Annotated in this window: 22 protein-coding genes; 4 read left to right on the top strand and 18 right to left on the bottom strand. The window is 50.9% G+C overall.

All coding sequences use genetic code 11. The features are described 5' to 3' along the window. The first annotated feature begins 154 nt into the window (after nucleotides 1–154). From JW885_06460 to JW885_06445, 4 genes are all read left to right on the top strand, one after another. The gene (locus JW885_06460; GenBank protein ID MBN1881799.1) at nucleotides 155–742 is read left to right on the top strand and encodes a lytic transglycosylase domain-containing protein; all 588 of its coding nucleotides are present in this window, start codon (nucleotides 155–157) and stop codon (nucleotides 740–742) included. Nucleotides 743–784: 42 nt separating this feature from the next. Continuing rightward, on the top strand, nucleotides 785–2,131 hold the full coding sequence (locus JW885_06455) for a tetratricopeptide repeat protein (GenBank protein MBN1881798.1): 1,347 nt from the start codon (nucleotides 785–787) through the stop codon (nucleotides 2,129–2,131). Between the two features lie 43 nt (nucleotides 2,132–2,174). Then, a complete protein-coding gene (gene pgsA, locus JW885_06450; GenBank protein ID MBN1881797.1) occupies nucleotides 2,175–2,726 on the top strand; it encodes a CDP-diacylglycerol--glycerol-3-phosphate 3-phosphatidyltransferase in 552 nt (183 codons plus the stop codon). A 293-nt stretch (nucleotides 2,727–3,019) separates the two neighbouring features. Continuing rightward, entirely contained in the window at nucleotides 3,020–3,610 is a 591-nt protein-coding gene (locus JW885_06445; protein ID MBN1881796.1) for a hypothetical protein, read from the top strand. Nucleotides 3,611–3,805: 195 nt separating this feature from the next. Here JW885_06445 and JW885_06440 read toward each other — a convergent pair whose 3' ends face one another. The 18 genes from JW885_06440 to JW885_06355 form a co-directional block, all read right to left on the bottom strand. Continuing rightward, the gene (locus tag JW885_06440; GenBank protein ID MBN1881795.1) at nucleotides 3,806–4,738 is read right to left on the bottom strand and encodes a DMT family transporter; all 933 of its coding nucleotides are present in this window, start codon (nucleotides 4,736–4,738) and stop codon (nucleotides 3,806–3,808) included. 79 nt (nucleotides 4,739–4,817) lie between these two features. Further along, nucleotides 4,818–6,074 (bottom strand): adenosylhomocysteinase, encoded by a 1,257-nt coding sequence (locus tag JW885_06435; GenBank protein ID MBN1881794.1) that lies wholly within the window; start codon nucleotides 6,072–6,074, stop codon nucleotides 4,818–4,820. 100 nt (nucleotides 6,075–6,174) lie between these two features. Then, nucleotides 6,175–7,344 carry a methionine adenosyltransferase gene (locus JW885_06430; GenBank protein ID MBN1881793.1) on the bottom strand — a complete coding sequence of 390 codons (1,170 nt, stop codon included), beginning with the start codon at nucleotides 7,342–7,344 and terminating at the stop codon, nucleotides 6,175–6,177. A gap of 132 nt (nucleotides 7,345–7,476) precedes the next feature. After that, nucleotides 7,477–9,237, bottom strand: coding sequence for a phosphoenolpyruvate--protein phosphotransferase (gene ptsP / locus JW885_06425; protein MBN1881792.1), 1,761 nt, complete (start codon nucleotides 9,235–9,237; stop codon nucleotides 7,477–7,479). A 10-nt stretch (nucleotides 9,238–9,247) separates the two neighbouring features. Beyond that, entirely contained in the window at nucleotides 9,248–9,547 is a 300-nt protein-coding gene (locus JW885_06420; protein MBN1881791.1) for an HPr family phosphocarrier protein, read from the bottom strand. A 28-nt stretch (nucleotides 9,548–9,575) separates the two neighbouring features. Beyond that, nucleotides 9,576–10,277 (bottom strand): PTS system mannose/fructose/sorbose family transporter subunit IID, encoded by a 702-nt coding sequence (locus JW885_06415; protein ID MBN1881790.1) that lies wholly within the window; start codon nucleotides 10,275–10,277, stop codon nucleotides 9,576–9,578. Between the two features lie 40 nt (nucleotides 10,278–10,317). Continuing rightward, nucleotides 10,318–11,037, bottom strand: coding sequence for a PTS sugar transporter subunit IIC (locus JW885_06410; GenBank protein ID MBN1881789.1), 720 nt, complete (start codon nucleotides 11,035–11,037; stop codon nucleotides 10,318–10,320). 5 nt (nucleotides 11,038–11,042) lie between these two features. Next, on the bottom strand, nucleotides 11,043–11,537 hold the full coding sequence (locus JW885_06405) for a PTS sugar transporter subunit IIB (protein ID MBN1881788.1): 495 nt from the start codon (nucleotides 11,535–11,537) through the stop codon (nucleotides 11,043–11,045). Between the two features lies 1 nt (nucleotide 11,538). After that, on the bottom strand, nucleotides 11,539–11,940 hold the full coding sequence (locus tag JW885_06400; GenBank protein MBN1881787.1) for a PTS sugar transporter subunit IIA: 402 nt from the start codon (nucleotides 11,938–11,940) through the stop codon (nucleotides 11,539–11,541). Nucleotides 11,941–11,956: 16 nt separating this feature from the next. Next, nucleotides 11,957–12,832, bottom strand: a complete 876-nt coding sequence (gene rapZ / locus JW885_06395) for an RNase adapter RapZ (protein MBN1881786.1) — start codon at nucleotides 12,830–12,832, stop codon at nucleotides 11,957–11,959. Continuing rightward, nucleotides 12,829–13,365 carry a hypothetical protein gene (locus tag JW885_06390; protein MBN1881785.1) on the bottom strand — a complete coding sequence of 179 codons (537 nt, stop codon included), beginning with the start codon at nucleotides 13,363–13,365 and terminating at the stop codon, nucleotides 12,829–12,831. Before JW885_06390 ends, rapZ begins: the two co-directional genes overlap by 4 nt. A 24-nt stretch (nucleotides 13,366–13,389) precedes the next feature. Further along, complete coding sequence (locus tag JW885_06385; protein MBN1881784.1) at nucleotides 13,390–13,848, bottom strand: PTS sugar transporter subunit IIA; 459 nt, start codon at nucleotides 13,846–13,848, stop codon at nucleotides 13,390–13,392. 20 nt (nucleotides 13,849–13,868) lie between these two features. Further along, complete coding sequence (raiA, locus tag JW885_06380; GenBank protein ID MBN1881783.1) at nucleotides 13,869–14,423, bottom strand: ribosome-associated translation inhibitor RaiA; 555 nt, start codon at nucleotides 14,421–14,423, stop codon at nucleotides 13,869–13,871. Next, nucleotides 14,423–15,823, bottom strand: a complete 1,401-nt coding sequence (rpoN, locus tag JW885_06375) for an RNA polymerase factor sigma-54 (protein ID MBN1881782.1) — start codon at nucleotides 15,821–15,823, stop codon at nucleotides 14,423–14,425. Before rpoN ends, raiA begins: the two co-directional genes overlap by 1 nt. Before the next feature lie 93 nt (nucleotides 15,824–15,916). Next, a complete protein-coding gene (locus JW885_06370) occupies nucleotides 15,917–16,627 on the bottom strand; it encodes a methyltransferase (GenBank protein ID MBN1881781.1) in 711 nt (236 codons plus the stop codon). 42 nt (nucleotides 16,628–16,669) lie between these two features. After that, nucleotides 16,670–17,956 (bottom strand): DUF1015 domain-containing protein, encoded by a 1,287-nt coding sequence (locus tag JW885_06365; GenBank protein MBN1881780.1) that lies wholly within the window; start codon nucleotides 17,954–17,956, stop codon nucleotides 16,670–16,672. 675 nt (nucleotides 17,957–18,631) lie between these two features. Beyond that, nucleotides 18,632–19,588 carry a P1 family peptidase gene (locus JW885_06360; protein ID MBN1881779.1) on the bottom strand — a complete coding sequence of 319 codons (957 nt, stop codon included), beginning with the start codon at nucleotides 19,586–19,588 and terminating at the stop codon, nucleotides 18,632–18,634. 341 nt (nucleotides 19,589–19,929) lie between these two features. Next, nucleotides 19,930–21,684 carry a FecR domain-containing protein gene (locus tag JW885_06355; GenBank protein ID MBN1881778.1) on the bottom strand — a complete coding sequence of 585 codons (1,755 nt, stop codon included), beginning with the start codon at nucleotides 21,682–21,684 and terminating at the stop codon, nucleotides 19,930–19,932. Nucleotides 21,685–22,145: the final 461 nt, after the last annotated feature.

Genomic DNA, 22,145 nt, shown 5'->3' with positions numbered 1-22,145 from the left:
ATAAATTTCTCGAAACTTCTTATTATTTTGCTTTTTTCATGCGTTTTCCGCATATGGTTATAAAAAACTTGTAATCTTGTTTTATTTATACTAAACTGTTTATAATTTTGAGGTAATTAGAGATATTTATACCTAACTTTTACACAGTAGTATCATGAAACATCTGTATCTGGTCCTTCTGTCTCTGGTTGTTTTATGCCTGTTCACTCCAATGACGGCACCTGCCGATTTCTACATGAAGGTGGATCCCGACGGCTGTATCGTCTTTACCAATGTTCCAAATACCGGCGGCTTCGTCATGATCTACGACGAGCTGGAGGATGAATATGTCACCTATGATTATTACTACTATTCCGTAAGCGATTATGACACAATCATAAACACCGCCGCCATGCTCTATGCGGTCGATCCATCATTAATAAAGGCGGTCATTAAAACCGAATCAAATTTCGATCCCAATGCGATGTCGAATAAGGGCGCATGCGGCCTGATGCAGCTGATACCTGAAACCGCCGAGAGATTCTCCGTAACCGACATCTTCGATCCCCGTCAGAATATATACGGCGGAACCGAATATCTCAGCTATTTGTTGAATCTGTTCAAAGGAGATACAGAACTCGCCCTGGCCGGATATAATGCGGGAGAAAATGCGGTTATCAAGTACGATAATCAAATTCCCCCCTACAAAGAAACGCAAAATTATGTTAAAAAGGTACTGAAGTTCTGGGAATACTATCGATAGTTCCCGTTCTTTCGTTCCAAAAGAAGGAGGAATTCACGCTTCGTGTCCACCGTTGAGGAAAAATTTGTGAAGGATGAAGAATTCCTCAGGCTGTTCAAGCAGGGTCGCACTGATCTTGACCAGGGTAACTACGATTCGGCTCTGCAAAACCTCGAAGAGGCCAATAAGCTCTCTCCGGGCAACGAAGCGGTTCAAAATCTACTGGGATTGATATACTTCCGCCTTGAGATATACAACAAGTGTGAATCCGTCTATCGTGAACTCGTCAAGAAAAATCCGGACATGTTCACCCTCCGGGCCAATCTGGGCCTCGTCTATTTCAAGGAAGAGAAATACTTTGACGCGGTTCGGGAACTCAACGAGGCGGTCAATCTCAAACAGGACTACGCCCGGGCACACAACTACTTGGGCCTCGTGTATACCGAACTGGGAAAATACAAGAGCGCACGGGAGGAGTTTCTCCGGGCCGGATCACGAACAATGGCGAAGAAGGTTGACGAGGTAATCGCGGGAAACCGTGATCCGTCAACCATCATGATCGACCAGCGGGATGAAGGAGATACGCCCCAGGGCGCCGTACCCGTGGGTGATTTGAGTCTCGATCCGGAACTCAAGCAGATGCTCGATGATTTCAGACAAGGCAAATCATTGGATGTCTACGAGAATTCCACCCAGGTAGAACATATCGGATTGAAACGGGGCACCGACGGCCTCCTCGAGGCCGAAACCCACTCGACCAATGACACCTCAACCACGACGGACACATCACCATCGGTAACATCCACATTCAGCGTCGATACGGATCAATCAAAACAGCCGGACCTGCAACCGAATATACTGAACATCGATTCCACCGGGATATCCTACGGGAGGGTGGGCGGTTTGATAGCCGTTGAAGGTGATGTCTCCTTCAACGCCGCGAAAAGAATCTTCAAGGGAAAGACAGCCGCTGAAGATCTGGGGGGGGATGATGACCCGCTTGTGGAGATAAACGGCGTTGGCAGAATCATGCTCTCCACAGGAAACAGAATGGTGAAGATCATTACACTGAGCGCCGACACGGTGTTTTATATCAAGGAATCTGCGATCATGGCGTTCCAATCCGGAATTTCGTGGGAAAACGGGGCTATCCGGATAGACGATTCCACGGCACTGGAAATCGTGCACCTGAAGGGGGCGGGAGACGTTGCGATTCAGTCCGAAAAAACACCGGTTATAAAAGAAATCACGAAAAAAACACCCTTAAAAGTAAACGCATCCTCGATTATCGGGTGGGAGGGGAAAATCATTCCCAAGGTGACGGAGATTTCACAGAAAAAGGGTAAAGACGGGCATATAACCGTCCCATTTATTGAATTGAACGGAGAAGGAAAAGTAATCATTGAATAGTCAGAAAGAACCGAAGAATTTTAACGTCCCGAATGTTTTGACCATGTTTCGGATATTCATCATTCCGGTCATCATGGTTATGCTTATACACACCGGATTCTGGATAAACCTGTTCACCGGCATACTGTTTTTACTCGCCTCTCTCACCGATATCGTCGATGGATACATCGCAAGAAAATACAACCTGATTACCAATCTGGGTAAGATTCTCGATCCCCTTGCGGATAAGCTCCTGGTATTGACGGCGCTCATTATGTTAATCCCCTTAGATCGTGTCCCGGCATGGATGGTCGCCGTCATCGTCCTCAGGGAAACCGGCGTGACGAGCCTGCGCGCCGTCGCCGCCGCCGACGGCACCGTCATAGCCGCCAGTTTCCTGGGAAAATACAAGAACATGTTCCAGGTCATCGCCACCTTGTTTCTCATAGTTCATCACAACTATCAGGTCATCACTATTAACAATTTTCCTATATCATTTAATTTTCACGCGGCGGGAATCCTGGTGATGTGGGTCGCCCTGGTCTTCACCGTCTGGTCGGGAATCGATTACTTTTTCAAGCTCTATCGTCTCAGTGACGACGAGTCTTCGCATTAAAAGATCGAAACGACCGGACGCCGAAATCTCCGGAGCCTGTATCTGTCTGAGCCCTCAGCACATGCGTTTTTCCGACAGACACCCCACCGATCGGTGTCGATACCTATGAGGCGGTAGCGTGCACATACAAAGAAACGACTTCGCACCACCTCCTCATCTTCCTTGACTAAACGGCACGGTTTCGTTATCCCCATCATTACCGTGCGTCATACGGCACCTTGGGCGATACGGCCTTACACCAAATCGACGTCACGACGTAATTGCGTATAGATCTCCACAAAGGATCCCTCTTCATGGACGATACTACTGAAGCAAACCGCCACTACGAGGCGGGGAACATACATTATCGCACCGCACAGGAAATGATCTCCAAAAAGCGGTATAAAGAGGCGGTGGATCATTTCATACAGGCCGCGGATCTGTATGAATCCGCCGTGCAGAAGAGGAATATATTTCCCGAGGCGTATCACAACTGGGCGAACGTCATGGCACGCCTCATGCCGCTGACCGATACCTCCGAACTCGCCCAACAAGCCCTGGAAAAATACCTAACGTCCGGACTCCAGTTCATCGTTAACGGCACCCCCCAGGAACGCCCTTTCGAAGAGGCTCTGAAAATCATCTCCGAAGCCGACCAGTACGGTATGGTCTTTCAACTGTACCTGATCGCGGTAAAATCGGTGACGGGCGGAGCGCCCGAGGGTGAGATTGGGCCCTTTCTAATGGAGGTGCGAGAGATCGTTGAATCCCCCAAGATCCTGACCGACCTAATCGACACGCTCGAGGGAGTGAGAACAGAGAAGCTCACAATCACCGACGGGGATGACCTCATATCAACCGCCACGAAAATCCTTATCAATAGACTGATCGATACCGATCATTGACGATGATCTTGCCGTGGGCGAAAATTCCTGATTTTTTGATCAGTCAGACGGGGAAAAATCCCCACGGCGACATTCCGATGAAAAAGGGACGTTTTTATGATCCTGTACCGCTGAGGGGAACGACCCGTTTTTTTTAACGCCCGCTCCGTTGTCTGCGAAATGCGCCCATCTCCCTTCCCGTGCGATACGATCCCGTCACAAACTGGACCCTTCGGTGTCCGCCCTGTCATCCGTATGTGAGCCGTTCTTTCCCTCCCTCCATTCGGTGATCTTGATTTCGGTAAGAATGATGCCCGCAAGGATCAATGCCGCACCCAGGTATCCCCGGGAACCCAGCACCTCGGAACCCCACCAATATGCGAATATCGCCGCAAATACCGGCTCCATGGTGAATATCACCGCCGCACGGGTGGGCGTGGTGTATTGCTGTGCCCAGGTTTGCACGGTAAAATTGAAGGCGGTGGCGAATATCCCCATGACCACCACAACCAGGATGACGAAGGGTGAGAGGGCGAATGGAGAGACCGGTCCCTCCCCCAGAATGAACGACGACGCCAGGGAAAGAACCATGACGGTCACCAGTTGTGTCAGGGCCAAGAGGTAGACATCGTGGCGAACGGCGAACCACCCGGTAAAAATCACATGCAGTCCGACGAACACGGCGCACAGCACCACCCAGACATCACCCCGGTTGATCGTGAACGTGTCTCCAACGGTGAGGAAAAAAAGACCGATTGCACACACCACGGCGCCCATCGTGGCGTTCAGGGCCGGCTTTCTTTTGAATATCAGTGCCAGCATCAGGGGCACCAGCACAACATGCAGCCCGGTAATGAAGCCGGCATTTGAGGCGCTGGTATACTTCAAGCCGATGGTCTGAAGGGCAAACGCCCCGAACAGGGCCGCGCCCATGATGACGCCGTCCCTCAGTATTTTGAGATTGTAGTGCGGAAGCCGCCGATAAAACAGCCCCCCGACGATAAACACCGCCAGGATAAACCTGAGAAAGACGAAATAGTAGAGGTCCACCTCCATGATTGCCATTTTTACCAGGATAAATGAGGTGCCCCAGAAAAGACAAATCAGCACCAGAGACAGGTCTGCGATATATCCCTTTTTCGGAGTCATTTTTTTCTCTCATAAAAAACGGGGACATCAGTATCGATGCCCCCGCATGATCGTATCTTTCGATACATGAACGCCGCGATTACGTTCCGATATGCCAGGAGCTGAGATATTCCTGCTGCTCGCGAGTCAGCGTGTCGATTCTCACCCCCATCGACGCAAGCTTCAATCGAGCAATCTCTCTGTCGATGTCAATGGGTACCGGGTAGACCTTGTTTTCCAGCTTCTTGTAGTTATTGAAGATGTACTCGGAGCAGAGGGCCTGATTTGCGAAACTCATGTCCATAACCGCCGCCGGGTGTCCCTCGGCGGCCGCCAGGTTGATGAGCCTTCCCTCACCCAGCACATAGACCCTTTTTCCGTTCTTGAGGGTATGTTCGACGGTAAAATCCCGTATTTCCCTCTTCTTTTCGGTTATCTTTTCAAGGCCCCCGAGGTCGAGCTCGACATTGAAGTGTCCCGAGTTGGCCACCACCGCGCCGTCCTTCATACGCTCGAAAGACTCCACGGAGATGACGTTGATGTCACCCGTGACGGTCACGAAAAAGTCGCCGATTTCCGCGGCCTCGGCAATCGGCATGACCCGAAAACCGTCCATCACCGCCTCCAGGGCCATAAGCGGGTCCACCTCTGTCACGACGACGTTCGCGCCCATGCCCGAGGCCCGCATTGCCAGTCCCTTGCCGCACCATCCGTATCCGCACACGACGAACACCGATCCCGCGATCAGGCGATTGGTGGCCCTCACAACGCCGTCCAGGGTCGATTGTCCCGTGCCGTAGCGGTTGTCGAAGAAGTGCTTTGTGCTGGCATCGTTTACCGCGACGATCGGGTAATTGAGCACGCCGTTTTCGGCCATGCTGGTGAGGCGGATGACGCCGGTGGTGGTCTCCTCCGTGCCCCCCATGACGTTCTTCAGGTCATCGGTCCTCTTGCTGTGGAGTACCGATACCAGGTCCGCGCCGTCGTCCATGGTGACATTCGGCTTTTCGTCTATGACGGCGTTGATATGCTCGTAATATGTCTTGTCGTTTTCGCCCTTGATGGCGAAAACAGGTATCTCGAATTCCGTTACCAGCGCCGCCGCGACATCGTCCTGGGTCGAGAGCGGATTGGACGCACAGAGGAATACTCGGGCGCCGCCTGCATTGAGGGTGATGGCGAGATTCGCGGTCTCCGTCGTGACGTGAAGGCACGCTCCCAGTGTCAGTCCTTCAAGGGGCCGCTCCTTTTCAAATCTCTTCCTGATGGACTCGAGCACGGGCATGGCCATGTGCGCCCATTCAATGCGCTTGACGCCGATATCCTTAAGTCCCTTGTTCTTGATATCACATTTCACCGTGTATTGCCTCCACGACCGGATTCACACCCGGCCCGATACTGTTTTCGACGTATCTCATCGAATAGTGGATCCGATAAGACGAGAACTCTGGGATATCCTACACCCCAGCCGTTTTTTTCAACTTGTCCACCATGTCGGTCTCTTCCCAGCGAAATCCCTCGTCTTCCCTGCCGAAGTGACCGTATGCGGCGGTTTTTCGGAAAATGGGATTGAGAAGTTCCAGGTTCTGTATCATCATCGCCGGACGGAAATCGAACATTTCCCGAATGATTCGTGCAATTTCATCTGGAGGAATGACGCTGGTGCCCCCCGTGTCGACCATCAGCGATACCGGCTCGGCCACGCCGATTGCGTATGCAACCTGGACCTCGCACTTCCTGGCAAGTCCCGCTGCGACGATATTTTTAGCAACATATCGAGCCATATAGGAACCGGATCGGTCCACCTTTGAGGGGTCTTTTCCCGAAAAGGCCCCACCGCCGTGACTGCCCTGACCGCCGTAGGTGTCGACGATGATCTTCCTTCCCGTCAGACCACAGTCGGCGTGAGGTCCTCCCAAAACAAACCGGCCGGTGGCGTTTACATGATACTTCGTGTCTTTATCGATCAGCTCCCGTGGAATAATTTTCTTGATAACCTCCTCGATGATCCCCTCCTCCAGCTTTTTGTAGGGAACATCCGGCGAATGCTGGGCGGCGATAACCACCGCATCCACCCGCACGGGTTTGTCATCCACGTACTGAACGGTAACCTGGGATTTCCCATCCGGTCTGAGGAAATCCAGGATATTCTGCTTTCTCACATCCGCCAGCCGACGGCAGAGTTTGTGGGCGAAACTGATGGACATCGGCATCAACTCGGGCGTATCGTCGCAGGCGTATCCGAACATCAGCCCCTGGTCGCCGGCGCCCTGTTCTTCGTGCAGTCCTCTCCCGGTATCCACACCCTGCGCGATATCGGGAGACTGCTTGTCGATAGAGGTCAGAACGGCGCAGGTCTCCCAATCAAATCCCATTGCGGCATCATTGTACCCAATTTCCTTTATCGTCTGCCTGATAATTTCAGGCATATCCACCCATGTCTGTGTGGTGATTTCACCGGCGATAATGGCCATGCCGGTGGTTACCAGCGTCTCACATGCAACCCTGGAGGCAGGATCGTTTTCCAACATCGCGTCTAGGATGGCGTCGGAAATCTGGTCCGCAACTTTATCCGGATGACCTTCAGTAACTGATTCTGAAGTGAAAAGAAAGTCGGTCATTGACATGATTTGTTTTCCCTCCTATTCTCTGTATACGAAATGACGCCAAAACAAAATACCCCGACGCCACATTTATTACTCGTACTTTTTTTCAAACTATAAAGTATATCCCTATTCACACCATTCCGTCAAGGGCTATTATCCATTCTGATCCGGTGGTCCAAAAATGTGAGGAAACCGTTCGCTCATTTTCGTGAAGACGAAATTATGTATTTCCGTCGCCGTTGAAAAGCCGAGTGCCTTCTCGGTTATCTCCTTACATTCCTGATAGGACATCTCTCTGAGAATATTTTTCACCCTCAGGATGGAGAGTGCGTTCATGGAGAGTTCTTTGAGTCCCAGGCCGAGCAGTATCGGCAGATATATCGATTCGCCCGCCATCTCTCCACAGATGGCGATGTTGACGCCCGATACCTTGGCGGAGGTGACGACGCCCTTTATCATCCTGAGGACCGCAGGGTGCAACGGCTCATACAGATAATTGACGTGCTCGTTCACCCTGTCGATCGCCAGAGAATACTGGATAAGGTCGTTTGTACCGATGCTGAAGAAATCCACCTCCTTGGCCAGAAGGTCCGCAATGGCCATCGCCGATGGAATCTCCATCATCGAACCGATCTGGATGTTTTCATCGAACGGCGTGCCCCGTTTTTTCAACTCCTCCTTAACCTGATCCAGAATTACTTTCGTCTCCCTGATCTCTCCCACACCGCTGATCATGGGAAACAGCACTCGAACCGGCCCATACGCGCTGACCCGCAAAATGGCTCGCAATTGATCCTTGAATATTTCCAGCTCTCGAAGACAGAATCGGATGGCGCGAAGCCCCATCGCCGGATTCATCTCCTTGGCCAGGTGAACCGGAGAGAGGAACCGGTCTCCGCCGAGGTCGAAAGTCCGAATGGTGGTGACCATCGGCTGAATTTTTTCCACAACGTACTTGTAAACCTCGAAGTGATCTTCTTCACTGGGAAGCTCCAGGCGGTTCAGATAGAGAAACTCGGTTCGATACAGGCCGATGCCCTCGGCGCCGTGTTCAATGACCGATTCCAGCTCCTGGGGCATCTCGATATTCGCCATGAGCGTAACGGCGTGGCTGTCCGTGGTAATGCTGGGAAGCTCCCTGAGCAGCAGAAGCTCCCGCTCTTCCTCCTCAAATCGCTTCAGGCATTCGTTGTATATGTCCTTGACTTCCTCTGTGGGATTGATAACGACAACCCCCTTCTTGCCGTCGAGGATGATGTAATCTCCACTCTTGGTCTCCTCGCTGACATACTCAAGACCCACGACCGCCGGTATCTCGAGAGACCTGGCCATAATAGCGGTGTGAGACGTTCTTCCGCCGATGTCGGTGATGAATCCCTTGATGACGCTCCTGTCAATCTGGGCGGTATCCGCCGGAGAAAGATCATGAGAGACGATGATGACGTTTTCCTTGATCCCGGTTATGCTCTCCTGCTCTTTGCCCACGAGATTTCTCATGACCCGTTCGACGACGTAATCCACATCGCTCACGCGTTCCGATATGTAATCGTCATCGAGCTTTTTGAAAAAGCTGACGATATTTTCGTGAACCATTCTCAACGCCCACTCGGCGTTCACGCGTTCTTCAGCGATGGTCTTGATGGTCTCACTGTTGAGCATTCGATCCTTCAAAATGAACATATGCGCTTCAATAATGTGCTTGAAGTCCTGAAAATGCTCTTCGGATATTTTTTCCTGTGCTTCCTGAAGCTGGTTGTACGAATCCTCAATGGCCAGACTGAAACGTCTGATTTCCGAATCAATGTTTTCATCTCGTATAAAACGGGGGGTATATTTGACCTTACTGCGATCTATCAGATGTACCTTCCCCATGGCGATACCGGAAGAAACACCGATTCCATGTAGTTCCTTCATGGCAGTCACGTTACTCTTCTCCAAACTTGTTCTCAATCAATTTCCCCAGCTCACGTATGGCATCCTCGGCGTCCGTGCCCTGGGCATTGATTGTGATTATGCTGCCTTTAGTCGCCGCCAGCATAAGAATACCCATAATACTCTTTCCGTTAACCTCCAGCCCGTCTTTGACGACCTGAATATCGGATTGATATTCCTTTGCAACCTTGATGAACAGCACTGCCGCCCGGGCATGGAGGCCCAGCGTGTTGACGATTTCGAATTGTTCCGAAACAGTACTCTGATCTTCGTTTTGATTTTTCTTTGTCATGTCACTTATTTCACACATTTCAGAATACTCATCCCCACAAGAGAAAGAATGCAAGAACCGCTACAGAGTAAACATAAATCTGGACAAGCACCGGCACCCGCCTTTTTATCAACAGATAGACACAGAAAAAAGGACAGACAGCCAGCATTCGAAACAACGGTGGTATTGAAAGTGTAGAAATATTCGGCAAAAAAAACAAAAAACACGCACTGAATACACCCAAGAGAATCGTCGTCACCTGCTTGATAAATCGAGTCAGCTCCGGCAGCTTCAGGGCATCCACGAAACGCACCAGGCCGAAACCGTGGTGCAATCCCTGGATGAATCCAACGATCCGCATCCAGATGTGAAAGGCGTTAAACAACACCAGAAATATAAGCGGGCCCGCCATGTATCCAAGGAACGAGGCAATAACCGCGATGATGGAAAAAAGTGGTTTCAATCCCGTCCAGAACAGCGCATCACCAATCGCCGCCAGCGGGCCGGAGACGGTATTCTTGAGCTGTTCCGGTGTCCCCCTATTCTCCCGCTTCTCCGCAAGCTCCAGCGATGCCGTGGCTCCGAGGATCGCTGTAGACATATATGGATGTGAATTAAAAAAGTCCAAATATTTTCCAACCACCTTTGCCCGCTCCCGGGGATCGGGATATACCTGCTTGAGAAGCGGCGCGATGCCGTAGGTAAAACCGATACTCTGCAATCCTTCAAACGTCCATGCCGCCTGAATCAAGAAGCTCCGGAAAAATATTCGTCCCAGCGTTCCCCTCACGTTATACTACCCCCACAATCAGAAAGAGCGCGGCACACGCCGCCAGGAATGAAACACCGAACCTGACCGGAGACATGCCGGCGGCGATCATTGAAACAACGCCGAAAATCGGTATGGAAAGGCAAATGATCTCCAGCCCGGTCCACAATCTTTCGGGAAGCAGTGGGACAACAAGCGCCAGAATCATCGTTATCAGCGCCACGGAAATAAGGGACAACACAAAAAAACATATCCCCGCCATGCCGATGCTTTTGAACACCTTTCTCGCAACGGGGGCGACGTCTCCGGAGCCGATTTCCTCTTTCACCTCGGCCAGCATGGTGCCGTTCTTTTTGCGCAATTGTATGTCGGCGATTCGTCCGATCTCTCCCAGGGGAAGCGACAGGAGTATGGAGAGCGCGATCATGCCCGCCAGGGTGCTCTCCTGTGGAGTATCGACGATCCTCAGTGAAAGTATCACGGCGGACGGAGCGACCAGAGATACGAGCGTATCATGAGGGGGGATTGATGTACCCAGGGGCTGTATCCCCAGCCAGAGCAACTCAAGGGTCATTCCCGCGGTCAGCCCGATGAGAACATCGCCCAGAATCGCACCGGCGATCGAGGAGGCGATCAACGGACGGGATATCATGACCTGCAAAACGTACGTCCGATCAAGATGCAGGACGGCACCGACGATTCCAAGAAGCACATATGGTATGGTAAATGAATAAATACTCATCTTCGTTAAAAAAGCTGTTTCTTCAGAAACGCGGTCTTCGAAAGATCGAGCTTCTTCTCCCCCGGAACCGAGCGGGAATCGATGTATACGCCCATTTTTTCCAGGTACATGATGCGGGTCAGGTCATCCGAATCCAGGCAGATATTCGCACACACCTGGACCTTTCCTTCGCAGTAATGCATGTTGCCCAGGTTCAATGCGTTGAAATTGAGGCCGTTCCTGAATGCATTGACGGCGTCATCGAGTTTCGAAAACAGCAGCATCATTTTCCTGCCTTGAAACCCGTTTTGTTTATATTGACTTACGGCGTCCTGGACGGTTTCGAATGACACGCTGATACTGCTTGGCACCGCCATCTGCATGACGGTACGGCGGAGCAGGTCTCCCGCCACCTCGTCGTCCACCACCATCAAAGCGTCCGATCCGGTATGCGGAATCCATGCCTCAAGGATTTGTCCATGGATTAGACGACTGTCCACTCGTACCAGGATAATGCCCATACTATTTCTTCGTGCTCAAAAATTCAGTGGCCACGTTGATATTACTGATGCCGTATGTTTTGGCGATGCGCGCGACCTCCTTTACTTCCAACCCTTCCCGGTGTGTCGCGATCTTTATCAGCATCGGAAGATTGAAACCCGAGATTACTTCAATACCCGCATCAAGAAATGTCAGGGCAAGATTGGATGGTGTTCCGCCGAACATGTCCGTCAGCACGATGACTCCCTCACCCGTCTGGACTTCCTTTATGGCCTTTTTTATTTCATTTCGCATCACGTCGACGTCCTTCTTCGGATCAAGGGAAAGCGCTTTCGCCTTCTCTATGGGACCGACGATCAGCTCCGCCGTTTTCAACATTTCTTCTGCAAGCTTTAAATGGGAAACGATCACTATACCCACCATACAGTCACTCATTTTTTTATTTTTTGTTAATATCCCTGTGTACCACGTTTATGATACAGTCTTCCGAATCTCCGAGCCACCGAGCCACCTCACCCGCCAGAACCACCGACCTGTGTATGCCTCCGGTACATCCCAACGCCACGGTCAGATAGGACCTCCCCTCCTCGACGTACCGGGGGATCAGGTACGAAAGAAGGTTCTTGAACAACTGAAGAAATTCGCTCGTCTCCTGTTTTCCCAGGACGAATTTCTTTACCTGCCCGTCCATTCCCGTCTTCTTTTTCAGCGTCTCCACGAAGAACGGATTCGGTAAAAACCGAACGTCCATCATCACGTCCGCTTCCGACGGGGTCCCATGGCGATACCCGAACGACATGACCGTCACCCTCAGCTTACGCTTCGGGACGAGCTCCTTGAAATAATCGAAGATGCGGTCCCTGAGCTGGTGCGGTGTGAAATCAGACGTATCGATGATCAGATGCGCCTGGCCTTTCAGCTCGCCCAGGGCTTTTCGCTCCCGGGCGATGCCCTCCCGGGGATTTTCCGCCATGGGATGGGAGCGTCTTGTTTCCTTGTACCGGCGAATCAGGATATCATCTGTGGCTTCGAGAAAGATGATATGGTATGGCTGTCCCTTTTCCGTAAGTTCTTCAAAAACGTCCGGGAACTCAGACAAAAACCTCCGCTCCCTCACGTCCATCACAATGGCGACTTTGTTGATATCCCAGCTTGATTGATGGAGCAGATCCACAAACGTCGGCAGGAGTACGACCGGCATATTATCGATGCAGAAAAAACCGATATCCTCCAGGGCGTTGATAACGGTGCTTTTTCCCGATCCCGAAAGCCCGGTCACAATAAAGAGATGTATACTTGGTGCACTGAATGTCATCTCTGCTTTACAAGTTCATCGAGGACCGGCGCCTCGACGCCCGCCTCGATCATGATATGTTCGATAACCGCCGCCGCGACCGCATCACCGGACACCCCTGCAGCGATATAAATGACCGGGATATCTTCCTCTCCGTGAGAGTTGATTGATACCGTCATTTTTGGAGCGGCCGTCAATACATCCGGCGATTCCTCCAGACGTACAATGATGTCGATGGAAGATGATCGCCGAACCAGAGAGGGGCCGAACACCCGTCGTACGTCGATGATCCCCACACCCGAGATTTCCAAAAGCCCGAAGAGGGTGTGTGGCGCCGCACCAACGAGGCCCTCCGATGTCATCTCCAGTTCTATAATATCGTCCGCGACAAGCCTCCCGGAACGAACCAAGCCGCATTGCCCGAAAAAGTCCATATGTCCGAGAATATCCCTGGCAATGCGGCTTTTACCGGTACCGCTCTCCCCGATAATCAGAACGCCTCGATTGAATATATACAGGAGAGTGCCGTGAATTGTTCTGCGCGTGATTTTCACGGGCCGGTCTGTATTACTGCTTTATTATAATTTTTCATCCTGGTCTTGCAACGCCTGAAATATCTCCTCGGTGGTGCCGGCAACCAGGAGTGATTCCCGAAATTTTTTATCCTTGAGCAGCCTGGAAATGCGGGCAAGCGCCTTCAAATGCACACCGGCGGTGTTTTCGGGAGCCATCAACAGGAAAAATAAATGCGTGGGCCTTCCGTCAATGGATTGAAAGTCAATGCCCTTTGTTGATCTTCCAAATGATGCGACAAGCTTCTTGAGTCCCTTGAGCTTCCCGTGAGGAATGGCGATACCGTCTCCGATACCCGTGCTTCCCAGCTTTTCCCGTTCTCTGAGCACCCCCACGATTCTATTCTCGTCAAGGCCCTCCTTCGTGGCGATCAGACTCGCCAATTCCGCCAGAGCCTCTTCCTTGTTCGTCGCCGAAAGATCCGGTTTGATGAGATCTTCGTTGATAATGTCCAGAATCTTCATCCATCACCTTTTTCGTATGATCAGCTTCGCTCTTCAGAGGGAATAATAAGGCCGTAGTCTCCATCCCTGCGCTTATATACAACGTTGACATCTTTCGACTCGGCGTTGATAAAGACGAGAAACTCCCTTCCGGAATCATCCAACTGCATCGCCGCCTCTTCCGCCGTCATCGGTTTTCCGTCGATGGTCTGTGTAACGATATTAATTGTTGCATCGTTAGACACATCGCCGGAGAAATCGGATTCAGACGGATTCATCCCCAGCGGGCGATCTTTGACATTCGCCTTGTTATGGCCGACCATCTTGTCCTTATGTTTCTTCGCCTGTTTCTCGATTTTTTCAATAACAATATCGATGGCCGAATACATATCGTCTGTGGCTTCCTTGCCCTTAATGGTCATCTTTTCCGCGTTTATTATCACCTCTGCAATGTGCCGATGTTTTTCAACAGACAACACGACCGAAATATCGGCGGGGGTATAGAGATATTTCTTGATTCTTTGAAGCTTTTCCTCGGCATACTGCCGAAGCGCCTCGGTATTCTCCATATGTCTAAACGTAACATTGACCCGCATTAATTGGCCTCCTTGACTGTATATATTTTCCTTCGGGACGAGGAAAGAATTCCCAACTGCTCACGATATTTTGCAACCGTCCTTCGAGCGATGTTGATCCCTTCCTCTTTAAGCATCCTGGTTATCAGTTGATCGCTGATGGGCCGGGCGGAATTTTCTTCATTGATGATTTCCTTGATGCGATTCTTCACTGTCTCGACCGATTTGTCTTCACCAATATCAGAGCTGACCTTTCCCGTAAAAAAATACTTGAGTTCAAATACCCCCCGTGGCGTATACATATACTTCCCGTTCGTCACCCGGCTGACGGTGGATTCATGAACCCCCACGTCATCCGCGATGTCCCGAAGCACCATCGGTTTCAGATACTCGATACCCCGATCGAGAAAATCCTTCTGGTGCTCCACGATACTTTGCGATACCTTCTGTATTGTCCGCTGTCGCTGATGGATGCTTTTTATCAACCAGGTGGCGGAACGTATCCGCTCCATGATGAAATCTTTTGTGGCGTCCGGTAGCTCAGTGCCGCTGTTGAGCATATCTTTATACAATTTGCTGATTCTGAGCCGGGGCAAACCGTTATCGTTCAGATTGATAATGTATTCATTGTCTACCTTGTAGACAAACACGTCCGGAATAATGTATTGCGGCTCTTCGATGTTGAATGCTCTTCCCGGCTTCGGATCCAAACCGGTTATCACCTCAACCGCTTCAATAACCTCACCAATATCCACCCCCATCTTTTTTGCGATGAAGGAGTAGTTTCTGTTTTGCAGCTTCGGCAGATATTCATCGATAATTCCCTGCACCAGTGGCGTTGCCATGTTGAGATATTGTGCCTGCACCATGAGACATTCCTGCAACCCCCTGGCGGCCACCCCCACCGGATCCATGAGCTGAACCTTCTTCAATACCGATTCCACACCCGATATCGGCACATTGTTGTTTTCGGCAATTTCATCCAGCGTCGCCGAGAGATACCCGTCGTCATTGAGATTTCCAGCGATTTCCACAGCGATCTGGACTTTATATTTGTCAAGATCGCTCATGCTAATCTGCCATATGAGATGATCCATCAGCGATCCGCTTTTCCGTGCGGAGTTCTCTATAAAACTCTGTTTTTCATCCGAATCGGTAAAACCGTCACGATAGGAATACCCATCCGGGAAGCCGTATACTCCATCATCTTGTATCAACTTTTCAACAAGGGATTCTTCGGCGGAACCGCCGTCCGACGCTTCGAGAGTTTCTTCAAGAACCGGATTTTCCGTCAATTCCTGGCTAATGTGTTCTCTCAGCTCCAGTCTGGTCAATTGAAGAAGTTTTATGGCCTGCTGCAATTGGGGTGTCAGCACCAGTTTCTGGGCGAGTTTTAACTCTTGTCGTAATTCCTGAGCCATGGAACATCAGCCGTGTTCGGCTTATTCTTCTTATACTGTTTCTCTGTGTCATCTCATTACTCGATTTCATTAAACCACTTCACGACATGTCTGTCAATAACAATGTGTTGATAATTTAGCAAAAAGCTTGCCAACTTCTTTTGTATATTCACCGTTCTCGTTATATATGACGAGCGGGGTTGACATTTCAAGCTCGTGTTCCTTGCGGTATTCCGCTTCCACAAGAACAAGGTGTGCTGCGGCCTTCGGCCGTGGATAAACAAACCGAATCCGCTTCGGCCCGAAACCGGCATCCTCAAGCTGTGCGGAAAGTCGTGTCCACCGATGAGCCGGATACACGAGGAATATGCCTCCGCCCTTCCCCAACACCGCGGTCGCTGCCTCTATGAAATCCCCGACGCCTCCACACATCTCGTGCCGGGCGACGGCCGCCTCGCTGTTTTTGCTTATCCTTCCGGTGCCGATTGGTTGAAACGGTGGATTTGATACAATGGAGGTGATGGAGCCGGAGGAGATGAAACGTGAAATCTCACGGAAATCGCCGTGAAGCATCTCCACGCGATCACTCAAATCGTTTTTTTCCGTGTTGTCCCGTGCAAAATCGAACAGCCGCCGTTGAATCTCCACGCCGACGATCGAGACGTTCTTCCAGAGCCACGCGATGACCAGACCAATCACACCCACACCGCATCCCACATCCAGTATTCGCTCGGCATCTTTTGGGATGACGAAATCCGCCAGCAAAAACGGATCCAAACAATATCGATAGCCGTCAGACGGCTGTTCCAGGACGAGCCCCCCCATCGGCTTCGCCCTCCTTTCACACCCTTGGGCCGACCGACCACGTTACTCACGTATCAGGTTAAACAGCAGTCCGGAACATACCTTCGGGTAGAAAAACGTACTCTTTTGCGGCATGAGCTGCCCCTCCATGGATACGTCCCTGACTTCTTCGATCGTTGTCGGATTGATGAAAAAAACGACCCGGTTTCCTGAGCGCAGCATTCCAAGAGCCTCGTCCAGCTCCCGGGTATAGGATATCTCACCAAGCGACACGTTCATGATTTTTCCGATGATCGCCTCGCGGAGAACCGATACATCAAGGGACTTGACGACTTCATGCATATCATCGGGCATAAGCTTCATAATGGAATCGGTGTCCCTGATGGAAAGAAGATACGCGGTATCCCCTCCCGAATAATACCCGAAATGTCCCTTTCCTGACCGTTCCATCGATGTCATAAACTCATCGAGGTCGCTTCCTTGTATTGTGTATTCTTCTATTTTGAAATGTTCCCCCGCACGCCCAAGAAACGCCGATTCATCGAATCCGGCGGGAGTAGAAATCACCCGATGGGGCGCCAACACGTATACCCCGCTGTCTTCCATCGGCGTGAAGTTTATCATGATATACCTGTGGGCGTCCCCGGACGCGCCCTTTTCATCCATCTCATCCCGATACATGAGCGCCGTCTCGTAGCGATGATGTCCGTCGGCGATAAAGACGGGAAGATCGACAAGCAGATCGGTGAGCGAGGAGATCACTTCCGTATCATCACATCGTGTCAGGCGATGCTCCACCCCCTTCGCATCGGTAAATTTCGCCAGTTTCGTGCTCGAAACCACCGTATCCACCAGATCCACCGTCTTCCTCTCCGTATCTGCGTAGAGGGCGAAGACCGTGCTCAACTGGCCCCGCACCTCACGCATGAGGTTAAGCCGGTCGGTTTTATGTTTGGAAAAGGTTCGTTCGTGGGGAAAGATCGTACCGGTATCCCAATTTGTGAGCTTCATCAATCCCACAAATCCGCGTCGTGTCAACGTTACTCCAGTATCCGTTACAAATGTCTGTGTGTATCCATACAGACAATTGGACTCTTCCCGAACGAGAATCCCCTCATTGATCCACATGTCCAAAAATTCTCTGGCCCGGGTATATTGGTTCTGTACCTCGGTATCATCCGGAAATTTTTTGCCCAAAATCAATCGGATAACATTATGGGGACTCTGGTCGTAATAATACTCCTGATCGCGATCGGAAATGACATCATACGGCGGTGTCGTCACCCGCTCGGCTGCACTAAGCAGTCTCTCGTTATATCGAAAAGCCCGAAAAGGTTTAATATCCGCCATATGTTTTCACCTCATTTTTCGTCATGAATGGCCACAAACGATAAATTGCTAATGTTATAGAATATGTGTATTGATGTCAAGCAAAACAGCATTCCACCCGTATTCATCCTTTTATCTTCACCCGTTTTAAAAAACAGGTGTTTCAGTATGAAGCGTACGAATATTCGGAGTCGAAAAGGGAGCACTGTATATTTCCCGTCCGGCCTCATACTCCGGCGGGTACGAAAATAATTCGTAATGTAATCGGAGTCACAGACCGCCCCAAATGACAATGCTACGATATAGCTATAAAAGGATAAAAATAGAAATATATAATAATATTTGAACTTCTTTATATTTTACATGCTAGAATATACAAAAGGGAGTGAATATATGAAACAAACATCGGCTATAAATGTCATAGAACGTGCGGCTGAATTCAGAAAGGAGTGATATTTAAAATGGTAGGTCAATGGTCGTTATGGGTACTCGGAATCATGGTCATCCTGTACACCGTCTTGCTCCTTGGAGTCTTCATGACGTCGTTTGACAAGAGGTAACACGTGCAGATAGACGTCAGAGATACGAGTGCTCTTTGTGACAACAACACACTCCTTGTACGTCCTTATATTCACCCTTATCCGGGGCGTACCTCCCGTCTGATGATCGACTCGGGACGACGCCGGATACCCGCACTCACAGGTCTCTGATCGCCGGATATCCTTCTATGCTTTCCGCCTTCTTGACCGCATCGATGACCGCCAGGCTCATGGCCTCATTCGCCAGCGTACCGCATATGCTGACATCCGCATATGCAATTCCTCCCGCCGCAACGGCGAAAATGGTATCGCCGTCAAGCATGGTGTGAGAGGGAAATACCGCCCGGGCGAGGCCGTCGTGTGCCATTCGTGCAATTCGGTTCATATCCGTCTTTCCGAAAGACACATTGACGGCGACCACACCGATAATCGTGGCCGTGCCGGGGGGCATAAATGGAAAGCTGACATCATGGATGACCTTTCTGGCGTCGACAAAACCGTTTCGCTCCCGATTGAGCGTCCCGGCGATTACCCGTCCCGTCTCCGGATCGATGACATCTCCCAGCGCATTGACCGCGGCGACCGCCCCGACGACCACCCCACCGGCCCCAACGACGGACGCCGTGCCGATGCCGGATTTTACGGCGAACTCCATACCGTAGAGCTTGCCCACGGTTGCCCCGCTCCCTGCCCCCACATTCCCCATCGGCACATCCCCGGACACGGCCCCTTTCGCCGCCCGATATCCCATATCGGCATCGGGATGTACGGCACCTTTACTGACGGGGAGATCGAAGATCACCGCCGCAGGCACCAGGGGCACTATGCCGTACCCGGTATCCATCCCCCGGCCCTCTTCCTTCAGCCATGCCATAACCCCAGAGGCGGTGTCGAGACCGAAGGCGCTCCCGCCGGACAGCACGACGGCATCGGCGGTTTCGACCAGATTCATAGATAAAAAGACGTCCGTCTCCCGGGTTCCGGGCGCGCCGCCCCGCACATCCACGCCGCACGGCATTGGCCGCTCACACACCAGCACCGTCGTCCCGGTATGATGTTTCTCATCGGTCGCATGCCCCAGAAGTATTCCGTCGATATCGGTTATGGCACCCATCGTTATGTCCTCGTTTCGGTTTTACCGCATCCTCACCATCGATACCGCCGATCCCGTCACCACAAAGAACGACGTCAATCAACATCGGCATGTCTCTTCCGTCAACGCGCAGAACGAGCTTTTCTGCGTAGCCAGGTATATCGCTCTGCATCGTTCACGTTCGAACGCGCCATCCCCATTCCGCATCGATACGCGACACATTCTTCCGACCGCGGATGCGATATCCGTGTATCATTCGATCACCGTCTCAGCCGGTGAATTCCGTCCGCCTGGATACTTATATCCGACTCGAAGTCGCCCATCCCGTTATCGGAGACAAACCATCGAAACAATGCCCTCTATCACGGCAGATCGACGAAGCCTGAAAGATCGTACCCGTAATCATAGAAATAGCCGTCCAACCAGGAATTGGTTGAAATATACATGATACTTTCGCTGCCGCACAGGTGCGGATCCGTACAGTTGGTAACACTCTCTACGACAAATTCACCCCCGAATCCGGCACTGGACCCGGTAAAATTCTTATAATATGACCGGGTCAGCGTCCGATACTCGGAAGCACAGGTTTCCGCCTCGAGTTCCACCTCCACTTCGGTCACGTTCAGAGGGATATCCGGAACGGTCAATAAAACCCTGACGACATGATCACATGAACCCAGGTTAAGATACGCATAGGTCAACTCCAGCGATTCTTTGACACCGGCGGTTTTCCCCCCCAGGAGCCAATCACCCTCCGCATGCGTCAACCGATACTGATCCTCCCCTTTCAACCACCATGTGGTGCGGCCGTCGTTGTTGAATCCCGCGATTGTCGTATTCCATGTGGTCTCCACCACAATGCTCGATTCATTCACTCTGTCCACGTTGTAGTTCACCGTGATCGTCGATACACCGTCGAAAAACGGCTCGATGCTTTCAGATATCAGTTCACCCTTGGAGTAGTATCCGCCGACGTTGCCGTCATACTCTTCGGAGATAAGATCTTCAAGGCCGCTCTGGTTTTCCGTTTCAAGATACATAATGAAGGAATCAAGAAATTCCTTGGCGATCTCTTCCGTATCGACATCCAGATATGTGATGGTCCAGGGACCGATATCGTACGGCCCGGACGAGGTACCCCGGCTGTTGATCGCACGGAGCATCAATTCGTACTCCCGGGTTTCTTCAGGAATAAATGAAAACCTCCAGTTTTCCGTTCCGTCGGCCCGGTCCCAGCTCAGGCCGCCGTTGAGACTGTACTCCACGGCGCTCACCGGGTATGAATCGTCGGCGGCGGTTCCGTTTACTTCGATCTCTCCTGTGGGAGAGATATTACTCCTGTTCACGATTATTTCATATATATCATCAAGTTCGATACGGTTGTTTATGAACGCCCTGTCGATATACGGGTCACCGGCTCCGCCCGAGTCTCCTGCCCCCGACACATCGGAAAAACTCATCTCCTCGAGAAACTGACGAAGGAGTGCAGGGTCTATATTTCCCACCGCGCCGGGGGCCTCGCCGGTGATCACATCCAACATCTTGTCTTCGCATACCATGGCCGTTACGGCGCCCGGAATGTCGCGATATTCCACCGTTACACAGCTCTCTATGCCGATAATCGTCGTCCTCAGTGAGTCGGGATCGAACATCGCCCCAAAGTCCGTTCCCCTTACACCGATTGAGGCGTTTTCCGTCTCGATAAAGAAAGCGGCTCCCTTTGTCTGAAACGGCGTAACCCATGCCCTGACCTTCCCCTGTACCAGTTCTATGACGCTCGTGCTCGTCTTTGTGACCTCAAAATAGCCCAATTCCTTTATAACAACATAACTGTCCGGTCCTATTTTCATCAGGCTTGAATCTTTCAGGGTGATTTCCACCCACCCCTCCGATCCGGTTTGAATCTCATCTCCTATTTTCGGCACATACCCTTCCACGAGAGACACCCATTCATCACCGCCGACCTTCTTCAGGTCCACGAATCCCTCAATGTGTGTAACAAACGCGTTCCCGTCTGTCTGTTGTGGAAATACAGCCGGTAATATCCCCACTACCAGTACAAGCAGTACCACGGCTGCAAAAATCCAATTTCTTGCCGTCTTAATTGAATATTTCATGGTCATTCTCAACTTTTTTACACAATAAAATCATAATCAAAAAAATACAAGGAAAAAAATAACCCGTTACCGGACACTCGGAACACCCTCTCGTACAATACAGGTACCGATATCATCAATATTTTTCATCTTCTTATCTCTCCTATTTTGTTTGTCTTGACAAAACCACATCTATTGTTATAATCGATTACTTGATGCATATACATGTTATTTGTTCTCCTCACGGTTTTTTCCGTCCCGTAATGATTTCTGAATAAACGCTCTTTTCTTATCGTATTTTAACAGAGAAAATATATGAAACTATTGCGCACATCTGTATTGATTTCACTTCTTCTCGCTTTCTTGTTTTCAGCACCGTATACCGCCCTGTCTCAGGACGAGGGGATATCCGACGGCAAGGTGGAGTTGACCTACACGCTGGATGAGTGCATTCACATGGCCTACCGGCAATCGCCCTTGAT

The sequence above is a fragment of the Candidatus Zymogenaceae bacterium genome (assembly GCA_016931225.1).
Lineage (GTDB): Bacteria > Desulfobacterota > Zymogenia > Zymogenales > Zymogenaceae > JAFGFE01.
This window is presented reverse-complemented; position numbering and strand designations above follow the sequence as displayed.